The sequence below is a fragment of the Ichthyobacterium seriolicida genome (assembly GCF_002369955.1).
In the GTDB taxonomy this organism is placed as follows: Bacteria; Bacteroidota; Bacteroidia; order Flavobacteriales; family Ichthyobacteriaceae; genus Ichthyobacterium; species Ichthyobacterium seriolicida.
Genome location: NZ_AP014564.1, coordinates 838,813 through 856,048, shown reverse-complemented (window position 1 = coordinate 856,048; position 17,236 = coordinate 838,813). Strand labels below are relative to the sequence as shown.

Annotated in this window: 13 protein-coding genes and 2 pseudogenes (1 of these 15 cut by a window edge); 7 read left to right on the top strand and 8 right to left on the bottom strand. The window is 31.9% G+C overall.

The window, feature by feature from the left end:
• The first annotated feature begins 14 nt into the window (after positions 1–14).
• Positions 15–2,084: an NAD-dependent DNA ligase LigA gene (gene ligA, locus JBKA6_RS03260; RefSeq protein WP_317044163.1), complete on the top strand. Its 2,070-nt coding sequence runs from the start codon at positions 15–17 to the stop codon at positions 2,082–2,084.
• 214 nt (positions 2,085–2,298) lie between these two features.
• Positions 2,299–3,837: an RNA-directed DNA polymerase gene (locus JBKA6_RS03255; RefSeq protein ID WP_096685821.1), complete on the top strand. Its 1,539-nt coding sequence runs from the start codon at positions 2,299–2,301 to the stop codon at positions 3,835–3,837.
• Positions 3,838–4,114: 277 nt separating this feature from the next.
• Here the strand turns inward: JBKA6_RS03255 and JBKA6_RS03250 are convergent, their stop codons facing one another.
• The 3 genes from JBKA6_RS03250 to JBKA6_RS03240 form a co-directional block, all read right to left on the bottom strand.
• Positions 4,115–4,978, bottom strand: coding sequence for a sigma-70 family RNA polymerase sigma factor (locus tag JBKA6_RS03250; RefSeq protein WP_096685819.1), 864 nt, complete (start codon positions 4,976–4,978; stop codon positions 4,115–4,117).
• Between the two features lie 159 nt (positions 4,979–5,137).
• The gene (locus JBKA6_RS03245; protein WP_096685817.1) at positions 5,138–6,043 is read right to left on the bottom strand and encodes a Mur ligase domain-containing protein; all 906 of its coding nucleotides are present in this window, start codon (positions 6,041–6,043) and stop codon (positions 5,138–5,140) included.
• Complete coding sequence (locus tag JBKA6_RS03240) at positions 6,040–7,119, bottom strand: DUF3810 domain-containing protein (RefSeq protein ID WP_096685815.1); 1,080 nt, start codon at positions 7,117–7,119, stop codon at positions 6,040–6,042. Before JBKA6_RS03240 ends, JBKA6_RS03245 begins: the two co-directional genes overlap by 4 nt.
• Positions 7,120–7,262: 143 nt before the next feature.
• Here JBKA6_RS03240 and rho point away from each other — a divergent pair, with 143 nt between their 5' ends.
• From rho to JBKA6_RS07485, 4 genes are all read left to right on the top strand, one after another.
• Positions 7,263–8,843 (top strand): transcription termination factor Rho, encoded by a 1,581-nt coding sequence (gene rho / locus JBKA6_RS03235; protein ID WP_096685813.1) that lies wholly within the window; start codon positions 7,263–7,265, stop codon positions 8,841–8,843.
• Positions 8,844–8,872: 29 nt separating this feature from the next.
• On the top strand, positions 8,873–9,829 hold the full coding sequence (locus JBKA6_RS03230; protein WP_096687355.1) for a glycosyltransferase family 2 protein: 957 nt from the start codon (positions 8,873–8,875) through the stop codon (positions 9,827–9,829).
• A 95-nt stretch (positions 9,830–9,924) separates the two neighbouring features.
• Positions 9,925–11,730, top strand: coding sequence for an excinuclease ABC subunit UvrC (uvrC, locus tag JBKA6_RS03225; RefSeq protein ID WP_096685812.1), 1,806 nt, complete (start codon positions 9,925–9,927; stop codon positions 11,728–11,730).
• Positions 11,731–12,355: 625 nt separating this feature from the next.
• Positions 12,356–13,042, top strand: coding sequence for a hypothetical protein (locus JBKA6_RS07485; RefSeq protein WP_157776909.1), 687 nt, complete (start codon positions 12,356–12,358; stop codon positions 13,040–13,042).
• Positions 13,043–13,195: 153 nt separating this feature from the next.
• Here JBKA6_RS07485 and JBKA6_RS03215 read toward each other — a convergent pair.
• The 3 genes and pseudogenes from JBKA6_RS03215 to JBKA6_RS07480 form a co-directional block, all read right to left on the bottom strand.
• A pseudogene (locus JBKA6_RS03215) lies at positions 13,196–14,392 on the bottom strand (IS256 family transposase).
• Between the two features lie 61 nt (positions 14,393–14,453).
• Complete coding sequence (locus JBKA6_RS07920; protein ID WP_262490689.1) at positions 14,454–14,588, bottom strand: hypothetical protein; 135 nt, start codon at positions 14,586–14,588, stop codon at positions 14,454–14,456.
• A gap of 150 nt (positions 14,589–14,738) precedes the next feature.
• Entirely contained in the window at positions 14,739–14,894 is a 156-nt protein-coding gene (locus JBKA6_RS07480) for a hypothetical protein (protein WP_157776908.1), read from the bottom strand.
• Between the two features lie 339 nt (positions 14,895–15,233).
• Here JBKA6_RS07480 and JBKA6_RS07475 point away from each other — a divergent pair, with 339 nt between their 5' ends.
• Entirely contained in the window at positions 15,234–15,794 is a 561-nt protein-coding gene (locus JBKA6_RS07475) for an AAA family ATPase (RefSeq protein WP_157776907.1), read from the top strand.
• 411 nt (positions 15,795–16,205) lie between these two features.
• On the opposite strand, the pseudogene JBKA6_RS03205 reads toward JBKA6_RS07475, so the two are convergent.
• A pseudogene (locus JBKA6_RS03205) lies at positions 16,206–16,397 on the bottom strand (IS1595-like element ISIse1 family transposase); the annotation flags it as partial.
• A 196-nt stretch (positions 16,398–16,593) separates the two neighbouring features.
• Positions 16,594–17,236: the 3' portion of an IS1380 family transposase gene (locus JBKA6_RS03200; protein ID WP_157776906.1), read on the bottom strand. 374 nt of this gene lie beyond the right edge of the window; the window shows 643 of its 1,017 coding nt (coding positions 375–1,017); its start codon lies off the right edge, out of view — the gene reads right to left on this strand; the stop codon is at positions 16,594–16,596.

The window sequence follows — 17,236 nt, the reverse complement described above, 5'->3', positions numbered from 1 at the left end:
ACTACTTTTTTATTTTGGGAATACATTCTTGGAAACAATCTTCATTACCTTTGCCACATAAGAGAAAAGCCAGTAAATATATGAATATAACCAGTGTTGAAAAAAGGATAAGAGAATTATCTTCAAAGCTATTAGAGCATAACCATTACTATTACGACTTAGACTCTCCAGTTATCTCAGATTACGAATTTGATAAATTACTAGAAGAACTTCAAGAATTAGAAAAAGAATATCCTCAATTTCAAGATGTCAACTCCCCCACAAAGAGAATAGGAGGAAGTGTAAACAAAAAATTTAAAACTGTAGTTCATCAAAGAAAGATGTACTCTTTGTCAAATACCTACTCTAAAGAAGAGCTAGAACAATTCGATATTAGAGTAAAGAAAGTTATAGAAAATGATTTGGAATATGTATGTGAGTTAAAATACGATGGAGTTGCCGTAAGTATTTTATATAGAGGAGGCAAATTATACAAAGCTATAACCAGAGGAGATGGCGTTCAGGGAGATGATATTACAGACAATGTCAAAACCATAAATTCTATTCCTCTTGAATTAAAAGGTGATTTTCCTGAAGATCTAGAAGTTAGAGGTGAGATCTTAATGAGTAAAGATGGATTTAAAAAACTAAATGAGCATCGTATAAATAATGATTTAGAACCTTTTATAAATGCTAGAAATGCCGCTTCTGGCACTCTAAAACTACACGACAGTAAGGAGGTGGCAAAAAGACCTTTAATATGTTTTGTATACCATGTTTTAGGTGAAGGTCTGACTTTTGACAAACACTACATAGGATTGCAAAAAATCGTTGAATGGGGATTTGAATTGCCAGATACTTCTAAACTAGCAAATAATATAGATGAGGTTTATGACTTTGTGAAATATTGGGATCAAAAGCGCAAAGACTTGAATTTCAACACAGATGGAATAGTCATAAAGGTAAATGATTACAACCATCAAGAAGAATTAGGATTTACGGCTAAATCTCCTCGTTGGGCTATATCTTATAAATTTCAATCTGAACAAGCAATCACCTTGCTAAAAAGCATAGATTATCAAGTAGGCAGAACAGGAGCCATAACCCCTGTGGCTAACTTAGAACCTGTCATCCTAGCCGATACGATTGTAAAAAGGGCTTCCATTTACAATGCAGATTTTATAAGTAAAATGGATATAAGACAAGGAGATACAGTCTGTATAGAAAAAGGAGGAGAAATAATACCTAAAATAGTCAGTGTGGATACTTCTAAGAGACACGTTGATTCGACTCCTACCATTTTTATAAAAAGTTGTCCTCAATGTGATTCCCTTTTGGTTAGAGGAGAGAATGAAAGTCAGCATTACTGTGTTAATTCAGATTATTGTCCTCCTCAGATAAAAGGCAAGATAGAACATTTTATAAGCAGAAAAGCCATGAATATAGATGGTTTGGGAAGTGAAACTATAGATCTGTTTTTTGAAAAAAATATTATAAGAGATATAGCTGATTTATACGCCTTGAAAGAAGAAGATATAATCAATCTGGAGAGGATAGCACAAAAATCCGCACAGAACATCATAAACGGAATCTCAAAATCTAAAGAAGTTCCATTCCATAGAGTTCTGTATGCTCTTGGCATAAGACATGTAGGTGAGACATTAGCTAAAAAAATCGCTATACAATATGGAGATATAGACACTTTATCAAAAACGACCTTTGAAGATTTGATAGAAGTAGACGATGTAGGAGATAAGATAGCTATTAGCATTCTAAACTATTTCAGTGATTTGAAGAATTGTGCTCTGATAAATAGTTTAAAAGAATACGGCATACAAATGAAAAGTGAATTGAACCCTATTGAATTAGATACTAATGTATTAGGAGGTAAAAGTTTTGTGATTTCAGGTGTTTTCGAAAAACTTCAACGAACAGAAATAAAAAATATGATAGAACAAAATGGCGGAAAAAACACTTCAGCTATATCTAAAAATACTTCTTTTATAATAGGGGGAAAAAATATGGGAACTGCAAAACTGCAAAAAGCCAACGAGCTAAATATTCCTATAATAAGTGAATACGACTTTTTGGAGATGTTAAGCTAAAATGATTAATAAATTGAGTTAAAAACCAGACATTATTAAAAGTTAAACCCAGTTTCTAGCCACACAAGACGTACATAAATAAATACACTATCCCTTAAAGTGTGTAAAGTTTATGCAAACGTATCAATGAGCAATTAAAAGCCAGTACAAAACCCATTTGTCGAGTATTAATGAGAGGTGTTGTAGTAAATACAGAACTTGAAAATGCAACTATATGAAAACAGTTTTAGATTTAGACCATACAGAAGCTAAGGCTTACTTTCTTGAAGAGAGTAAATATTTTTCTGTAGAATTACCAGATTATATAACCTTTCAAGAGATGCTAAATACTCTTGACAAGAAATTGTCTGGAAGAGAATTAAAGGAAATAAAATCAGCTCAAAAGGTAAGAGATACAGAAGGTGTAAACTATAAGATTCTACACAATAAAGACGGAAAATTTGCTTGGCGACCATTTGAAATAATTCATCCTGCTATTTATGTTAATCTTATTCATAGCATTACTCAAGAAAACCATTGGACTACCATTACAGACTGTTTTAAAGGCTATGCACAAAACCCTAAAATTGAATGCCATAGTATTCCTGTTTTAAATACTGAAGATAAATCAGCAAAAGAAAATCAAATCTACGAATGGTGGAACAAAGTTGAGCAACGTTCTATAACATTAGCTTTAGAATTTAATCACGTTCTACATTTAGATATTGCAGACTGTTATGGTTCCCTTTACACACATAGCATAGTTTGGGCGTTACATACCAAAGAAAAAGCTAAAAAAACTGAGAATAGAAAAAATAAAGATTTTATAGGTAATATTATTGATTGGCGCATTCAGGATATGTCTAATGGTCAAACCAATGGAATACCTCAAGGTTCAGTCTTAATGGATTTTATAGCTGAAATGGTATTAGGTTATGCAGACTTACAATTGACGGAAAAATTGATTGATAAGAACATCACAGATTACAAAATCATAAGATACCGTGACGATTATAGAATTTTTACTGCAAATCCTCAAAACGCTTCGCTTATAGCTAAAGAATTATCAGAGGTTTTATCAGAATTAAATTTCAAGGTTAATAGCCAAAAAACAATTGATAACAACGATTTAGTTTTGGGAGCTTTAAAACAAGATAAAATCCATTGGATTTATAACAAGCGTAAGACTGAAAACATACAAAAATGGTTATTACAGCTTTATGTTTTAGGTCAAAAATTCCCTAATTCTGGTACACTTTATAAGGAAGTAAAACTCTTTTTAGATTGGCTACAAAAACGTGAAGAACCCAAAGAACAATATGAAGATAAAAAGGTAATTAAAGAGATTCAAAATCCAGAAGTTTTGATAAGTATCTTAATAAATTTAGCATACAGCAATCCTCGTTTATACCCTTTAGTAACAGGCTCTATTAGCTTTTTGATTGTCAAAATTGAAAATGAAAATGAACGCAAGGAAATAATCTCAAAAATCAAAAACAAGTTCAGTCAGCTTCCTAATACAAACTACCTAAATGTTTGGTTGCAAAGGTTAACACTCAAAATCGATGTAGATACAACCTACAATAGTAACCTATGCAAAAAGGTAACTAATAATGATACAATATTATGGCAGTCAGATTGGCTAAACAATGATTTCAAAGTAATTGTAGATAAAACCAAAATTGTAAATGATGAAAAAGTGAACAAATTAGATATCAGCTTCTCAAAATATGAAACTGAACAACTGGGGTCTTACGATAAAATGTTATCATAAATAATTAGGATAAAATGAGTACAAAATTTACAGAAGCCAAATTAGAGGAAGCATCTATAGAATTGTTTGGTAACGAAGGGCACCCACACTTTTTAAGCAACACTATTAACAACAGACACTATCGTGAAAAGTGTGTAAAGTTTATATTCGTATAAACCCTTACATTATTCATTTTGTAATGAAAATAGGTATTCTTATTTGCTTGAAGTGGATCCAAGAAAAACCTCTTTGAGGTTGCCTTGAACCACTTTGCGCTTTTTGTTGTTTTGTTTTAAAACTACCCTAAATAGCTTTTTAATATTCTACTTCTAGATACGTGTTTTAATTTCCTTATTCCTTTTTCTTTTATCTGTCTGACTCTTTCTTTCGTCAATTCTAGTATTTCTCCGATTTCTTCTAAGGTCATAGGATGTTCCCCGTTGAGTCCAAAATAATATTCTATTACGCTAGCCTCTCTATCTGTAAGAGTAGATAGAGCTCTTTTAATCTCTATTTTTAACGATTCGTATAACAATTCATTATCTGGAAGAGGAGATTCATTTGAACCTAACACGTCGTATAAGGTAGAATCTTCTCCCTCTACTAGAGGCGCATCTAACGATGCGTGTTTCCCAGCATTACGCATAGATGCTTCTACATCTTCTTCTGGTATGTCTAAGATCAGACTTATTTCTCTTACAGATGGTTTTCTCTCGTGTTGCTGCTCTAGGGCAGCATAAGTTTTATTTATCTTGTTTAAAGAACCTATCTTGTTTAGAGGAAGTCTAACAATTCTAGATTGCTCTGCTAGTGCTTGTAATATGGATTGTCTAATCCACCACACGGCATAAGAGATAAATTTAAAGCCTCTAGTTTCATCAAACCTCCTAGCAGCTTTTATAAGTCCCAAGTTACCTTCATTAATCAAATCTGGCAGAGATAGTCCTTGATTTTGATATTGTTTAGCAACTGAAACCCCAAAACGCAAATTAGCATTTACTAGCTTTACTAAAGCTGCCTCATCTCCAGCCCTTATTCTTTGTGCTAACTCTACTTCTTCCTCAGCAGTGATTAAACTCACCCTTCCTATTTCTTGTAGGTACTTATCTAGAGAGGCTGTCTCTCTATTGGTTACCTGTTTTGTAATTTTTAGTTGTCTCATTATTTTTTTTTATTACTCTCCTCAGTCTGACGCCGAGGATATTTATTTGGATTTAACCCTTAGTCACTCACTACCCAATATACGATAGTGGTATGTAAAAAGTTACATAATGATTAAAATAAAAAATTTAAATTTCGTTTAAAGTAAGTTCAATTACTTTTAAACTGTAAAATATATAATGGCTTCATAAAAGTCACTGTCGTTTATTCCTATCTGATTAGATATCAGCCTAGAAGCTTCTATATTTAGTAAATCAAATTCATCTTTTATCCCTAAAGGCACTTCACCTTCGAAGGTATTTATATAATAATTGCCTTTTTTAAATGAAAATTCTGGAACTCTATATGGAAATTTTTTTATGAAGTTAGTAGATGATTCACATATACCGCTCACCAGATTATCTTGACTATTATAAACTACACAACCGCCATATGTTATACTATCTATAAGTGCTTTAAATCGCTCTAGGTAATCCTCCAAAGATTTAAAGGTATCACTATACTCCCAATTTATGGAACTCAAAAGAGTTATATTAGGCTTATAAGCATTGATACTGGAAGAATTATTATACGACAAATACTCATCACCTTCTATAAGTATAAAATTATTGTGTGAAGTTAGAGATACATTTGCTTTAACTCCCTTTGATAATACATAATCGATTTCTATATCATTATACTGTAAAACATGTAGAATCATAGATATGATATTAGCTCTTTGAGAAGAGCCAGCTATTACAATACGAGTTTTGTTTTTAGAATATTCATATATGAAATCACAATAGGAGTATGTATTGATATTTAAAATATTGGCTTGTTCGACTTCTATGTTATCACTTTTAATATCTGTGGCTAAGACTAAGTAATCTATCTCCTTTGAGATATTATTTTTGTTGAAATTATGGATATCCGAAAGGATTCCTTCTTTTTCTAAACTAGATGAAACAGACTCTGAAAGTTCATCATAAGAGTCGGTAGAACCAGTAACTCCTATTCCCTCTCTTTTTAAGGCTATGGCTAAATCACATATAATATTTTCATCTATCCCTATAAAATGTACTCTCATAATCTTTGTAATATACTCACGTCTTGTTTCATATCTGTTATCAAAAGGGCTACCACTCCATTATAACTCTCGATCCCCTCTTTTTGGCTGTTAAACTTTAAGAACCAATCGTAAATTTTTCTAGATATCACTGAAAATATACTTTTTGAATACTTAGAGAAGTAATTATTTATGTGTTGAATGTCCCTTTTCACTCCAGGCTCTAAATTTTTATATAAAAGATCGAATTCATCTCTATCTCTTCTTTTTAAATCTGAAATAGAATATATCAGAGCGCATAGGTATCCTGAATATCTAAAGAAAATATTATCAGATGCTACACTCGCCTTAAATCCTATAAAATTTGCTTGACTCTCTGAAGCGATCCCTATCTGATGTGCTTTTTCATGACAAATTACAAAAGGTAATTTCTGTATTGGAATTTCGGTATTTACATTAGCCTCTGCAGTAAATGGATTGTAATATCCCAAGTTGCCTAAGTAACTGTGTAATTCTGGAATCAGAATAGGCTTAATACTTTGATATTTGTAATCGAATATAGAATTTACTTCACCTAAAATTCTAAAGTTATCTTCAGCCATTGAAAATAATTCAGGTATGTCTGATGAACATACACTCACTCCCTGAGTATCTTGTTCTATTCCACTTCGCATTTCAACGGTTTTGTCTAATAGATATTGACAGAGATTTATCAAATCCTCATTTGAATATTTGGGGCCTTGGCCTAAGAATGATTTTTTGTAATTAAATCCGAATAACACATAGAACGAGACATAACAAATAGTCAGAGTTAAAGATAATCTATACAAGAGCTTTTCCTTTCCACTCTTACGAGTTAAGAACATCGCTAACAACATCAACGATAAGTACGACAAGTAAATTACAAGAGATAAAACCAACAGATCGCCAACTGAAAAGGGTATGTAAAAAAACAATATCCTTAAAACCTCCGAAACAAAAGGGAATACTCTCAGGCTATAAAATGATATCCACCAGTCGAAATACCCCATGATGTGCACTAATAACAGGGATATAGCGAGAAAATAATATTTTTTATATAAAATAATATTATACATTTGCGTATTGTTGTCTGAGTAGCGCGTCTTTTTCTTGCTACCAAAATCTAACAGAACGCAAAAGTATATATAAATGGTTTAGTTTTCTACTAAACTACTCATGCTGGGTGAATTTAAATACGGTACGATAATTTTAGCTAAATATGTTTAACAAACAAGACTTGGAGGTGTTGACTCTTCCAGAATTGCAGGCTATTGCAAAAAAAATAGGTTTAAATAAATATTCTAAAAAGAACAAACAAGATATTATTTATTCCATATTGGATTTTCAATCAGAGGCAAATAGTTCTGATTTAAAACTAGAAAAAATCAAGACAGAAAAACCAAATCATACAAATGAAAGTCACAATAATCTAGATGATAACCATACTGTCGTAAAAAGAAAAAATAATCCCCGTGTGAGAATAGAAAACAAAAATCACTCAGAATCTAGAGTAGATAATAATTCTGACTCTAAAACAGATGAGACTGATACTGTAACAGAAAGCAAGAATACTGTCGATCGGGAAATAGATACGAACCACAGACAAGAGACATCTAGATATCCTCAAAAAAGAAGCAGATACAATCCTAAAAATAACAAGGGCGAAAGCGAATATGAATTCCCAGGAACTCTGACAACAGAGGGAGTTTTGGAGATTATGCAAGAGGGTGGATATGGATTTTTACGCTCTTCGGATTACAACTATTTAAACTCTCCAGATGATGTATATGTATCGGTGTCTCAAATCAGGTTATTTGGATTAAAAACAGGAGATACTGTTACAGGAACTATAAGACCTCCAAAAAAGGGAGAGAAATATTTTCCTCTTATAAAGGTCAATGAGATAAATGGTTGCGATCCTAATGCCGTGAGAGACAGGATAGCTTTTAAACATTTGGTTCCCCTTTTCCCAGAGGAGAAGTTGAACCTAGATGGAAAGAAAAGTACTACTGCTACAAGAATTATAGATATGTTTTCTCCTATAGGGAAAGGACAAAGAGCCATGATTGTAGCACAGCCTAAAACAGGGAAAACCATACTTTTAAAAGAAATAGCTAATACTATAGCTGAGAATCACCCCGAAGTATATCAAATAGTTTTACTCATAGATGAAAGACCTGAAGAGGTCACCGATATGAAAAGAAGTGTAAATGCAGAAGTGATAGCATCTACATTTGATGAGTCAGCTGAACTACACGTAAAAATAGCAAATATAGTACTAGAAAAGGCAAAGAGAATGGTAGAATGTAAGCATGACGTGGTTATATTACTCGACTCTATAACCCGACTGGCTAGGGCTTATAACGTGGTCTCTCCAGCTTCTGGAAAAATTCTCTCTGGTGGTGTAGATTCTAAGGCCTTGCATAAACCTAAGGGAATATTTGGAGCTGCTAGAAATATAGAAGGTGGAGGCTCATTATCTATTATAGCTACAGCCCTTGTAGATACAGGCTCTAAAATGGATGAAGTAATCTTTGAAGAATTCAAGGGAACTGGTAATATGGAATTACAATTGGATAGGAAAATAGCTAATAGAAGAATATATCCGGCCATAGACCTAATATCTTCTGGAACTCGAAGAGACGATCTACTACTAGATAAACAAACTCTACAGAGAATGTGGATTTTAAGAAAATACCTAAACGATATGAATCCTCTAGAGGCTATGGAGTCATTAAAAGACAAGATCGAAAAATCTAAAGACAATCAAGAGTTCATGAATTCCATGAACGACGACTAGAATATCCATATATATTAATGGAAAGAGATATAGATATATCCATAGTTATACCTCTTCTAAATGAAAGAGAGTCTATATCAGAACTTTACTATTGGATTAAAGAATCTATGGGAAGTCATGAGTTGACTTATGAGATAATTTTCATAGATGATGGCAGCAAAGATGATTCTTGGGATATTATAGAAAGTCTTTCAAAAAAAGACACAGAGGTCAAAGGTATTCGTTTTAGATTCAACCAAGGCAAGTCTCAGGCTCTAAATGTGGGCTTTGCCAAAGCCAAAGGCCATGTAGTAATCACTATGGATGCCGATTTACAAGACAATCCAGAAGAGATTTACAACCTATATAAAACAGTAATGGAAGGAGAATACCATATAGTTTCTGGATGGAAAAAAAACAGAAAAGATCCTCTGACAAAAACTCTTCCAAGCAAAGTGTTTAATTGGGCTGCCAGGCTGTATTCAGGCATAAAACTTCACGATTTTAACTGTGGAATAAAGGCCTATAAATCAGAAGTCATAAAGAGCATAGACGTATACGGAGAAATGCATAGATACATTCCAGTATTGTCTAAGCTACAAGGTTTTGATAGGATAACTGAAAAAGAAGTAAAACATCAAGCCAGGAAATACGGAAAGACTAAGTTTGGCGCAAGTAGATTTATTAATGGATTTTTAGATTTAGTATCCCTATGGGTGCTACACAAATTTGGTAAAAGGCCTATGCACTTCTTCGGGACCTTTGGAGTATTGATGTTTTTTATAGGATTCTTAGGAGCTTTTTATATAGGCGCTTCAAAGCTTTGTTCCATATACCATGGAGCTCCTACAATTTTAGTTGTAAACGATCCTTGGTTTTATATTTCCTTAACTAGTATGATATTGGGTTCTATGTTATTTCTAACTGGATTTATAGCGGAATTAATGCTGATGAACAACAAGACGAAAAACACCCCAAATATCTTAACCCAAATAAATATTGAATAATATTTATCTCGTTGACAAAAAGTGAATTATTTTTTTTAAAAAAAACTATTTTTAACATATTTTGAGTATTTCAAATAGCTTTATTTACTGAGAATGTGGCCACAGAGAAAATAGATATAATAATAAAAACCCTACCAGCCCTCTCGGGTATATATCAATTTTTCAATAATAGAGAAGAATTGCTCTACGTAGGAAAGGCCAAAAACATAAAGAAAAGGGTGAGTTCTTATTTCACTAAAACTCACGATCACAAAAAAACACTCCTCTTAATAAAAAACATCCGAGATGTAAAATACATAGTAGTAGAAACTGAATTAGATGCTCTTTTATTAGAAAATTCTCTGATAAAAAAATATCAACCCAAATACAATGTAAAACTAAAAGACGATGCTAGCTATCCTTGGATATGTATAAAAAAAGAAGAGTTCCCAAGAATATTTATAACTAGAAAAGTGATAAAAGATGGAAGTGAATATTACGGACCGTATTCTTCTGTTAAAATGGCAAAAAATATTTTAGATTTAATCAGAGATTTATATCCCCTTAGAACCTGTAATCACAAACTTACAAGAGAAAATATAGAAAAGAAAAGTTTTAAACTTTGCTTAGAATATCACATTGATAACTGCAATGGAGGCTGTTGCGGATTAGAGACAAATCAAGATTATTTTGAGAATGTAAAAATTATTAGGGATATAATAGGAGGTAATTATAGCATAGCTCATAAAAATTTCACGCTGATGATGAAAGATTATGCTAAAAAGATGGAATTTGAAAAAGCTCAAAAGATAAAAGAGAAAATACATCTTTTAGAGACCCATCAGGTCAAATCTACTATTGTAAATCCTAAGCTAAAAAATATAGATGTATACACGATCTATTCAGATAGTAACTACGCTTACATAAATTTTATAAAAATCTCTAACGGAACTATAACATACTCTCAAAATTTAGAAATTAAAAAACAATTAGAAGAATCTGACAAAGAACTCCTAGAGATTGGAATCACAGAAATGAGACAAAAAATACACTCTCACAGCAGAGATATTCTAGTTCCTTTTCCAATAAATATTGGTGATGATAATGTAAAAATATCTGTCCCTAAATTAGGGGATAAGAAAAAAGTTTTGGATCTGTCCTATAAAAACGCTAGATATTTCAGGCAAGAAAAATTGAAACAGACACAGATAGTAGATCCAGATAGATATACTAACAGAATATTAGAACAGATGAAAGTGGATTTGAAATTAAGTGAAAGGCCAATACATATAGAATGTTTCGACAATTCTAATATACAAGGCAATAGTCCTACTTCGGCCTGTGTAGTTTTCAAAAACGCTAAACCTTCTAAAAAAGATTACAGACATTTCAATGTAAAGACGGTATTAGGCCCCGATGATTTTGCCTCTATGGAAGAGGTAATATACAGACGCTATAGCAGACTATTACACGAGGATAGCAAAATGCCTCAGCTAATTGTTATAGACGGAGGCAAAGGACAAGTGAGCGCTGCTGTAAAGAGTTTGAAGAAATTAGATATACATAATTCTGTGTCTGTAATAGGGATAGCAAAGAGATTAGAAGAATTGTTTTTCCCAAATGATCCAATACCATTATATCTAAACAAAAACTCTGATACTCTTAAGGTAATACAGCAAATGAGGAATGAAGCACATCGTTTTAGCTTAAGACATCACAGAAATGTCAGAAGCAAAAGAGCTATTTCATCCGAATTAGATCAGATAGAGGGAATAGGACAAAATTCTAAGATGAAACTACTCAGAGAGTTAAAATCTGTATCGGAGATAAAAAACTCATCTCTAGTAGAATTGGAACAAATTCTCGGCAAGGTAAAGGCCAACAGAGTTTATACCTTTTTCAACAAAGATTATATAAATTGATATCAGACAGAATTTAATTTACAGTCCGTCCTCCTAAGGGTTGGATTTAGTAGGATGCTTGCTGAATAGATTTTCCATTGCTGAACCTGAAAACCTGAGTTCGATTAATAATTTACTTAATTAACCTGGATTCAAAGGAGTTTATTATGTTATCAGTTTCAAACCTTAAAGAAGTTATAGACATGATATTTGATAACTCCCCGTTTATTTGTCCATCTTTTCTACAAGAGTTAAATAAAGCTATTTGAAAAACAAATAAAGAAAAAAGTAAAATTTTTGATTTCATATTATATTGAGATAAATAGATGATTAAAAATCTATTATTAAAATAAATACACAATCTCTAAAGACTCTAGTCTCAATTAAGAGCTTGCTGATTTATTATTTTACAATAAACAAAGGGAGAAATAAAGATTACACTGTTTAATGAAAAAAGTTTTAGATAAATTTCTTTTTAAATAAAATACGTAATACTCTATTTTATTCGAAATATTTTTTATAAGTTTGCATGGCATTTAAAAATCGCTATAGCACAAGTTTATTTTTTAAATCATTATATCTATTTTGCAAATTATACGGTGTCATCAATAAGATGACTTTTTTTTAATTTTTAAAAATTACAATTATGAAAACATTTTTGAGTAAAATCATTTTAGGGATCTTTTTTATATCTTTTTCTTACTCTTGTGGTAAAGAGGCAATTAGCAAGGAAAAAAACGAATCTAAGATTAGTAGTTCGGATACTGATAATCCTACTGATACTGACGTAACTAGTACCGATTCTTCTTCTGAAGAAGGAGTCGAACCTGCTGAAGATGAGAATGCTGTTAATAATGAAGACGAAAGTAATAGCAAGGAAGAAGGTGACCAAGAAGGAGAAGAAGTAAAAGAAGGTGACCAAGAAGAAGGAGAAGTAGCAGAAGGAGAAGGAGAAGGAGAAGGAGAAGATAAAGTAGCAGGAGAAGATGAAGCAGCAGAAGATGAAGCAGCAGAAGATGAAGCAGCAGAAGATGATGAAGTAGAAGATAAAGTAGTAGGAGAAGAAGATAACCAAGAAAAAGAAGGTGACCAAGGAGAAGGAGGAGAAGATAACCAAGAAAAAGAAGGTGACCAAGGAGAAGGAGGAGAAGATGAAAAAAAAGAAGTAGAAGGAGGAGAAGCTCAACCTGCTGCTGATGAGAGTGTTGTTAATGAAGACGAAGATAACGAGAATGCTGTTAATAGAGACGAAAATAAAAGCAAAGAAGAAATAGTGGGAAAAGGCGATGTAAAAGAAGAAAAAGAAGAAGATTCTGATGGTCAGTCTATCTAGAAGATTGGCTTAATAATTGGGCTGATAAACAGCATCCATATAAAAAGAAGCCGTCTCATTTTATTAATGAGACGGCTTTTTAATTTTTGGTATTTAGCGGACACTACCCCTTAAAGTGTGTAAATAAAAAATGACATATTTTTTTGTTTTTATTCATAGTCGAACTCTTTCGTCAAAAATAGTTAAAAATTGATTCAGGATTATTTCCCAATTTGGTATGGGTTTGGACCATTTTTTTGTAGCCTCCCTCAGGGCTAAAAAAGTAGATTTCATAACAGCATCATCAGTTGGGAATGACAATTTGTTTTTGGTATATTTTCTGATTTTTCCATTGAGGTTTTCAATCAAGTTGGTCGTGTAAATAATTTTCCTGATTTCTACGGGAAACTCATAAAAAGCAGACAATTTCTCCCAGTTATCTCGCTAGCTTTTAACAGCATAGGAATACTTAGATTCCCATGTTTTTGCAAAGTCATTTAGGGCAGCCTCAGCTGATTGTTTAGTAGGGGAATTGTATATTGATTTCATGTCATTAAAAAACGTCTTTTTATCCTTACATACTACATATCTGCTTGAATTCCTGATTTGATGTACTACACATATTTGTGTTGTGGATTCAGGAAATACATTTTTTATAGTTTGGGTAAAGCCATTTAAATTATCCGTAGCTGTGATAAGTATATCCTCAACTCCTCTAGCCTTTAAATCCGTTAATACGTTCATCCAAAAGGCAGAGGATTCATTCTTCCCTAACCATAAGCCTAATACTTCTTTTTTCCTATCTCTACCAAGGCCAATAGCGATGTACATACTCTTGTTGATCACTTTGGAATTCTCCCTAACTTTAAATACTATATCATCCATCCAAACTATCAAATATACAGGCTCTAGAGGTCTATTTTGCCAGGCTATGATATCATTTGTCACTCTATCTGTGATACGGGATATGGTAGATGTAGAAATATCAAAATTGTATAACTCTTGTATTTGATCCTCTATGTCTGAGTTACTCATCCCCTTGGCATAAAAACTGATGATTATATTTTCTAATCCTTCTGCCATATTCTTGCGTTTAGGGATTAACATAGGATTAAAAGAGGAATCTCTATCTCTTGGAACTTTAATTTTGCTCTCTCCTAATGATGTCCTAACATTTTTTGTAGAATAGCCATTGTGGAAATTTGTATTCTTTGATTGCTCATATTTAGAATAATCCAAATGTGAATCTAATTCCCCTTCTAGAATCTTTTCAATACCTCGTCTCTGAATGTCTTTTAGAAATGATAGCAGATCTTCTCCTGTTTTGAATTGCTTTAAGAATTCATCTTTTAATAAATCTTCTTTTTTCATTTGTATAAAGTTTTAATTGTTTTTTTAAATATCTAGTTTTTTTTTATCCTAAATATAAACTTTACACACTTTTCAGGATAGTGTCTAGAATCTTTTCAATACCTCGTCTCTGAATATCTTTTAGAAATGATAGCAGATCTTCTCCTGTTTTGAATTGCTTTAAGAATTCATCTTTTAATAAATCTTCTTTTTTCATTTGTATAAAGTTTTAATTGTTTTTTTTAAATATCTAGTTTTTTTTTATCCTAAATATAAACTTTACACACTTTAAGGGATAGTGTCACTTTAAGCGATAGTGTCAATCATAGATGCCTTAGTAGAACTCGAAAGTGATTTTTACATCTTCTCATTCTAGATCTTCACTGTTATCAGTTTCAAACCTTAAAGAAGTTATAAACATGATATTTGATAACTCCCCGTTTATTTGTCCATCTTTTCTACAAGAGTTAAATAAAGCTATTTGAAAAACAAATAAAGAAAAAAGTAAAATTTTTGATTTCATATTATATTGAGATAAATAGATGATTAAAAATCTATTATTAAAATAAATACACAATCTCTAAAGACTCTAGTCTCAATTAAGAGCTTGCTGATTTATTATTTTACAATAAACAAAGGGAGAAATAAAGATTACACTGTTTAATGAAAAAAGTTTTAGATAAATTTCTTTTTAAATAAAATACGTAATACTCTATTTTATTCGAAATATTTTTTATAAGTTTGCATGGCATTTAAAAATCGCTATAGCACAAGTTTATTTTTTAAATCATTATATCTATTTTGCAAATTATACGGTGTCATCAATAAGATGACTTTTTTTTAATTTTTAAAAATTACAATTATGAAAACATTTTTGAGTAAAATCATTTTAGGGATTTTTTTTATATCTTTTTTTTACTCTTGTGGTAAAGAGGCAATTAGCAAGGAAGAAAACGAATCTAAGATTAGCAATTCGGATATTGATCAGTCTACTAAGACTGGCATAACTAGTACTGATTCTCCTTCTGAAGAAGAAGCTCAACCTGCTACTGATGAGGGTGCTGTTGATGAGGGTGCTGTTAATGAAGACGAAAGTAAAAGCAAAGAAGAAGGAGAAGAAGCAGAAGAAGGAGTAGAAAACGAAGAAGCAGCAGAAGCAGAAGAAGGAGTAGAAAACGAAGAAGCAGAAGAAGCAGAAGAAGCAGAAGAAGCAGAAAACGAAGAAGCAGAAGAAGCAGAAAACGAAGAAGCAGCAGAAGCAGAAGAAGCAGAAGAAAGAGTAGAAGATAATCAAGAAGAAGAAGGTGACCAAGAAGGAGAAGAAGCAGCAGCAGTAGAAGAAGGAGGAGAAGATGAAGAAGATCAAGCAGCAGGAGTAGAAGAAGATGAAGCAGCAGGAGACGAAAACAACAAAAAAGAATAATAAGATTCTACTGTTAAGTCTATCTAGAAGATTAACTTAATAATTAGGTCGATAAACAGTATCCATATAAAAAGAAACCGCCTCATTAATGAAATGAGGCGGTTTTTTAATTCTTGGTATTTAGCTGCTACATTTTACTTTCCTTTTAATGAGAATAAAAAAAAGATTTTTTTACAGTGATTTTTTTAATTCAGAACAACTTCAAAGAGAGAAGCTCTCTTACCAATTTGAGCAGGCCAATGTAATAAAATTTCATTGCGACAATTAAATCCCTTATTTAAACTCTTTTAAAGCAAATGGTTTTTGAGTAAGATAAAACGCTTATAGTCAGATTTTTAGGTTAAGACTTAATTCATTATTATGAGTATACTATTGCTAGAATATTCCAATTTGGTTAATATTTTTTTTGGTTCAAGACAACTTAAGGGGATTTTTTCTTATCCATTTTAACATACAAAAATACAAATTTTCATTTCGATAATTAAACCTCAATTCACACTCTTTTAGATGATAATAAAACTTGTGCTTATGGACTCCTCTAAACCTGGATAATCGAACTTTACATAGTCCCCAAAAATTCTCAATTCCATTAACCCGCATTATTCATAGTCATACTAAAATAGATTAGACGTGATATTTTTTCCTTAACTTTTTTACTAATCGAAGAGAACTCATCTTCTTTGTCGTTTTTTTGCACCTTTTTTTAGGATGACAATGCTCTTTTTTAGTGTTTTTACATGGTTTTTTAACGACAAGGCGTAACTATCCCAAGGTTGTTCATTTCACAAATAAACAACCGTTACTGGGTAATAATTTCCCGAAATAAACCCTTGTAAACAAAAGATTTAGATAGCTGATAATAGATTCGCCTTTTGGTAATTTTAATCGTTGCTCCTACCTTGAGAAGATAGGTTCTAATCGAACTGATTAACCATTTTTTTGCTACTTCAAATCTTGTTTTCTTTATCTTCTGTTTCAGTAATAAAAACATTTCATAGGCAAGACTACTCNTCATAAGTCGAAAAAAATTAGCAAGAAAACTATGATTTGACAAACGATCAGAAAAACACATATTTTTAACTTCTTTTATTCTATTTTCACTTGAATCACCTCTTTTCACATAAAAGTCAAAGTAAATTTCTCTAGCATCCTTTTGGGGAAGATTACTAGAAAAATGCCTTATGTTCATCCCTAATCCTGTACTCTCAACTTTAGAATAGCACTGTTGAGGCTTGTGCCAACTCTTGGCTTTGTACGTAAAACTCATAAAATGTTGGTGCTTCTCTCCCTGATCTAAATACATTTTTTTTACAGCATTTTTTGACCAAGATACCTTTCTTTTTAAAACTTCATTGCTCGCTATGCCTGTCACATATAGTAAATCAAAATCATCTACTAATTGGTAAAAAGGAGCGCAACTAAAGCCGCTATCACTTCTAANA

Bases quoted from the DNA above. Each gene is read 5' to 3' on its own strand.
- JBKA6_RS03255 (WP_096685821.1), top strand. From the start codon at position 2,299: ATGAAAACAGTTTTAGATTTAGACCATACAGAAGCTAAGGCTTACTTT.
- JBKA6_RS03250 (WP_096685819.1), bottom strand. From the start codon at position 4,978: ATGAGACAACTAAAAATTACAAAACAGGTAACCAATAGAGAGACAGCC.
- JBKA6_RS03245 (WP_096685817.1), bottom strand. From the start codon at position 6,043: ATGAGAGTACATTTTATAGGGATAGATGAAAATATTATATGTGATTTA.
- JBKA6_RS03240 (WP_096685815.1), bottom strand. From the start codon at position 7,119: ATGTATAATATTATTTTATATAAAAAATATTATTTTCTCGCTATATCC.
- rho (WP_096685813.1), top strand. From the start codon at position 7,263: ATGTTTAACAAACAAGACTTGGAGGTGTTGACTCTTCCAGAATTGCAG.
- JBKA6_RS07485 (WP_157776909.1), top strand. From the start codon at position 12,356: ATGAAAACATTTTTGAGTAAAATCATTTTAGGGATCTTTTTTATATCT.
- JBKA6_RS07920 (WP_262490689.1), bottom strand. From the start codon at position 14,588: ATGAAAAAAGAAGATTTATTAAAAGATGAATTCTTAAAGCAATTCAAA.
- JBKA6_RS07480 (WP_157776908.1), bottom strand. From the start codon at position 14,894: ATGAAATCAAAAATTTTACTTTTTTCTTTATTTGTTTTTCAAATAGCT.
- JBKA6_RS07475 (WP_157776907.1), top strand. From the start codon at position 15,234: ATGAAAACATTTTTGAGTAAAATCATTTTAGGGATTTTTTTTATATCT.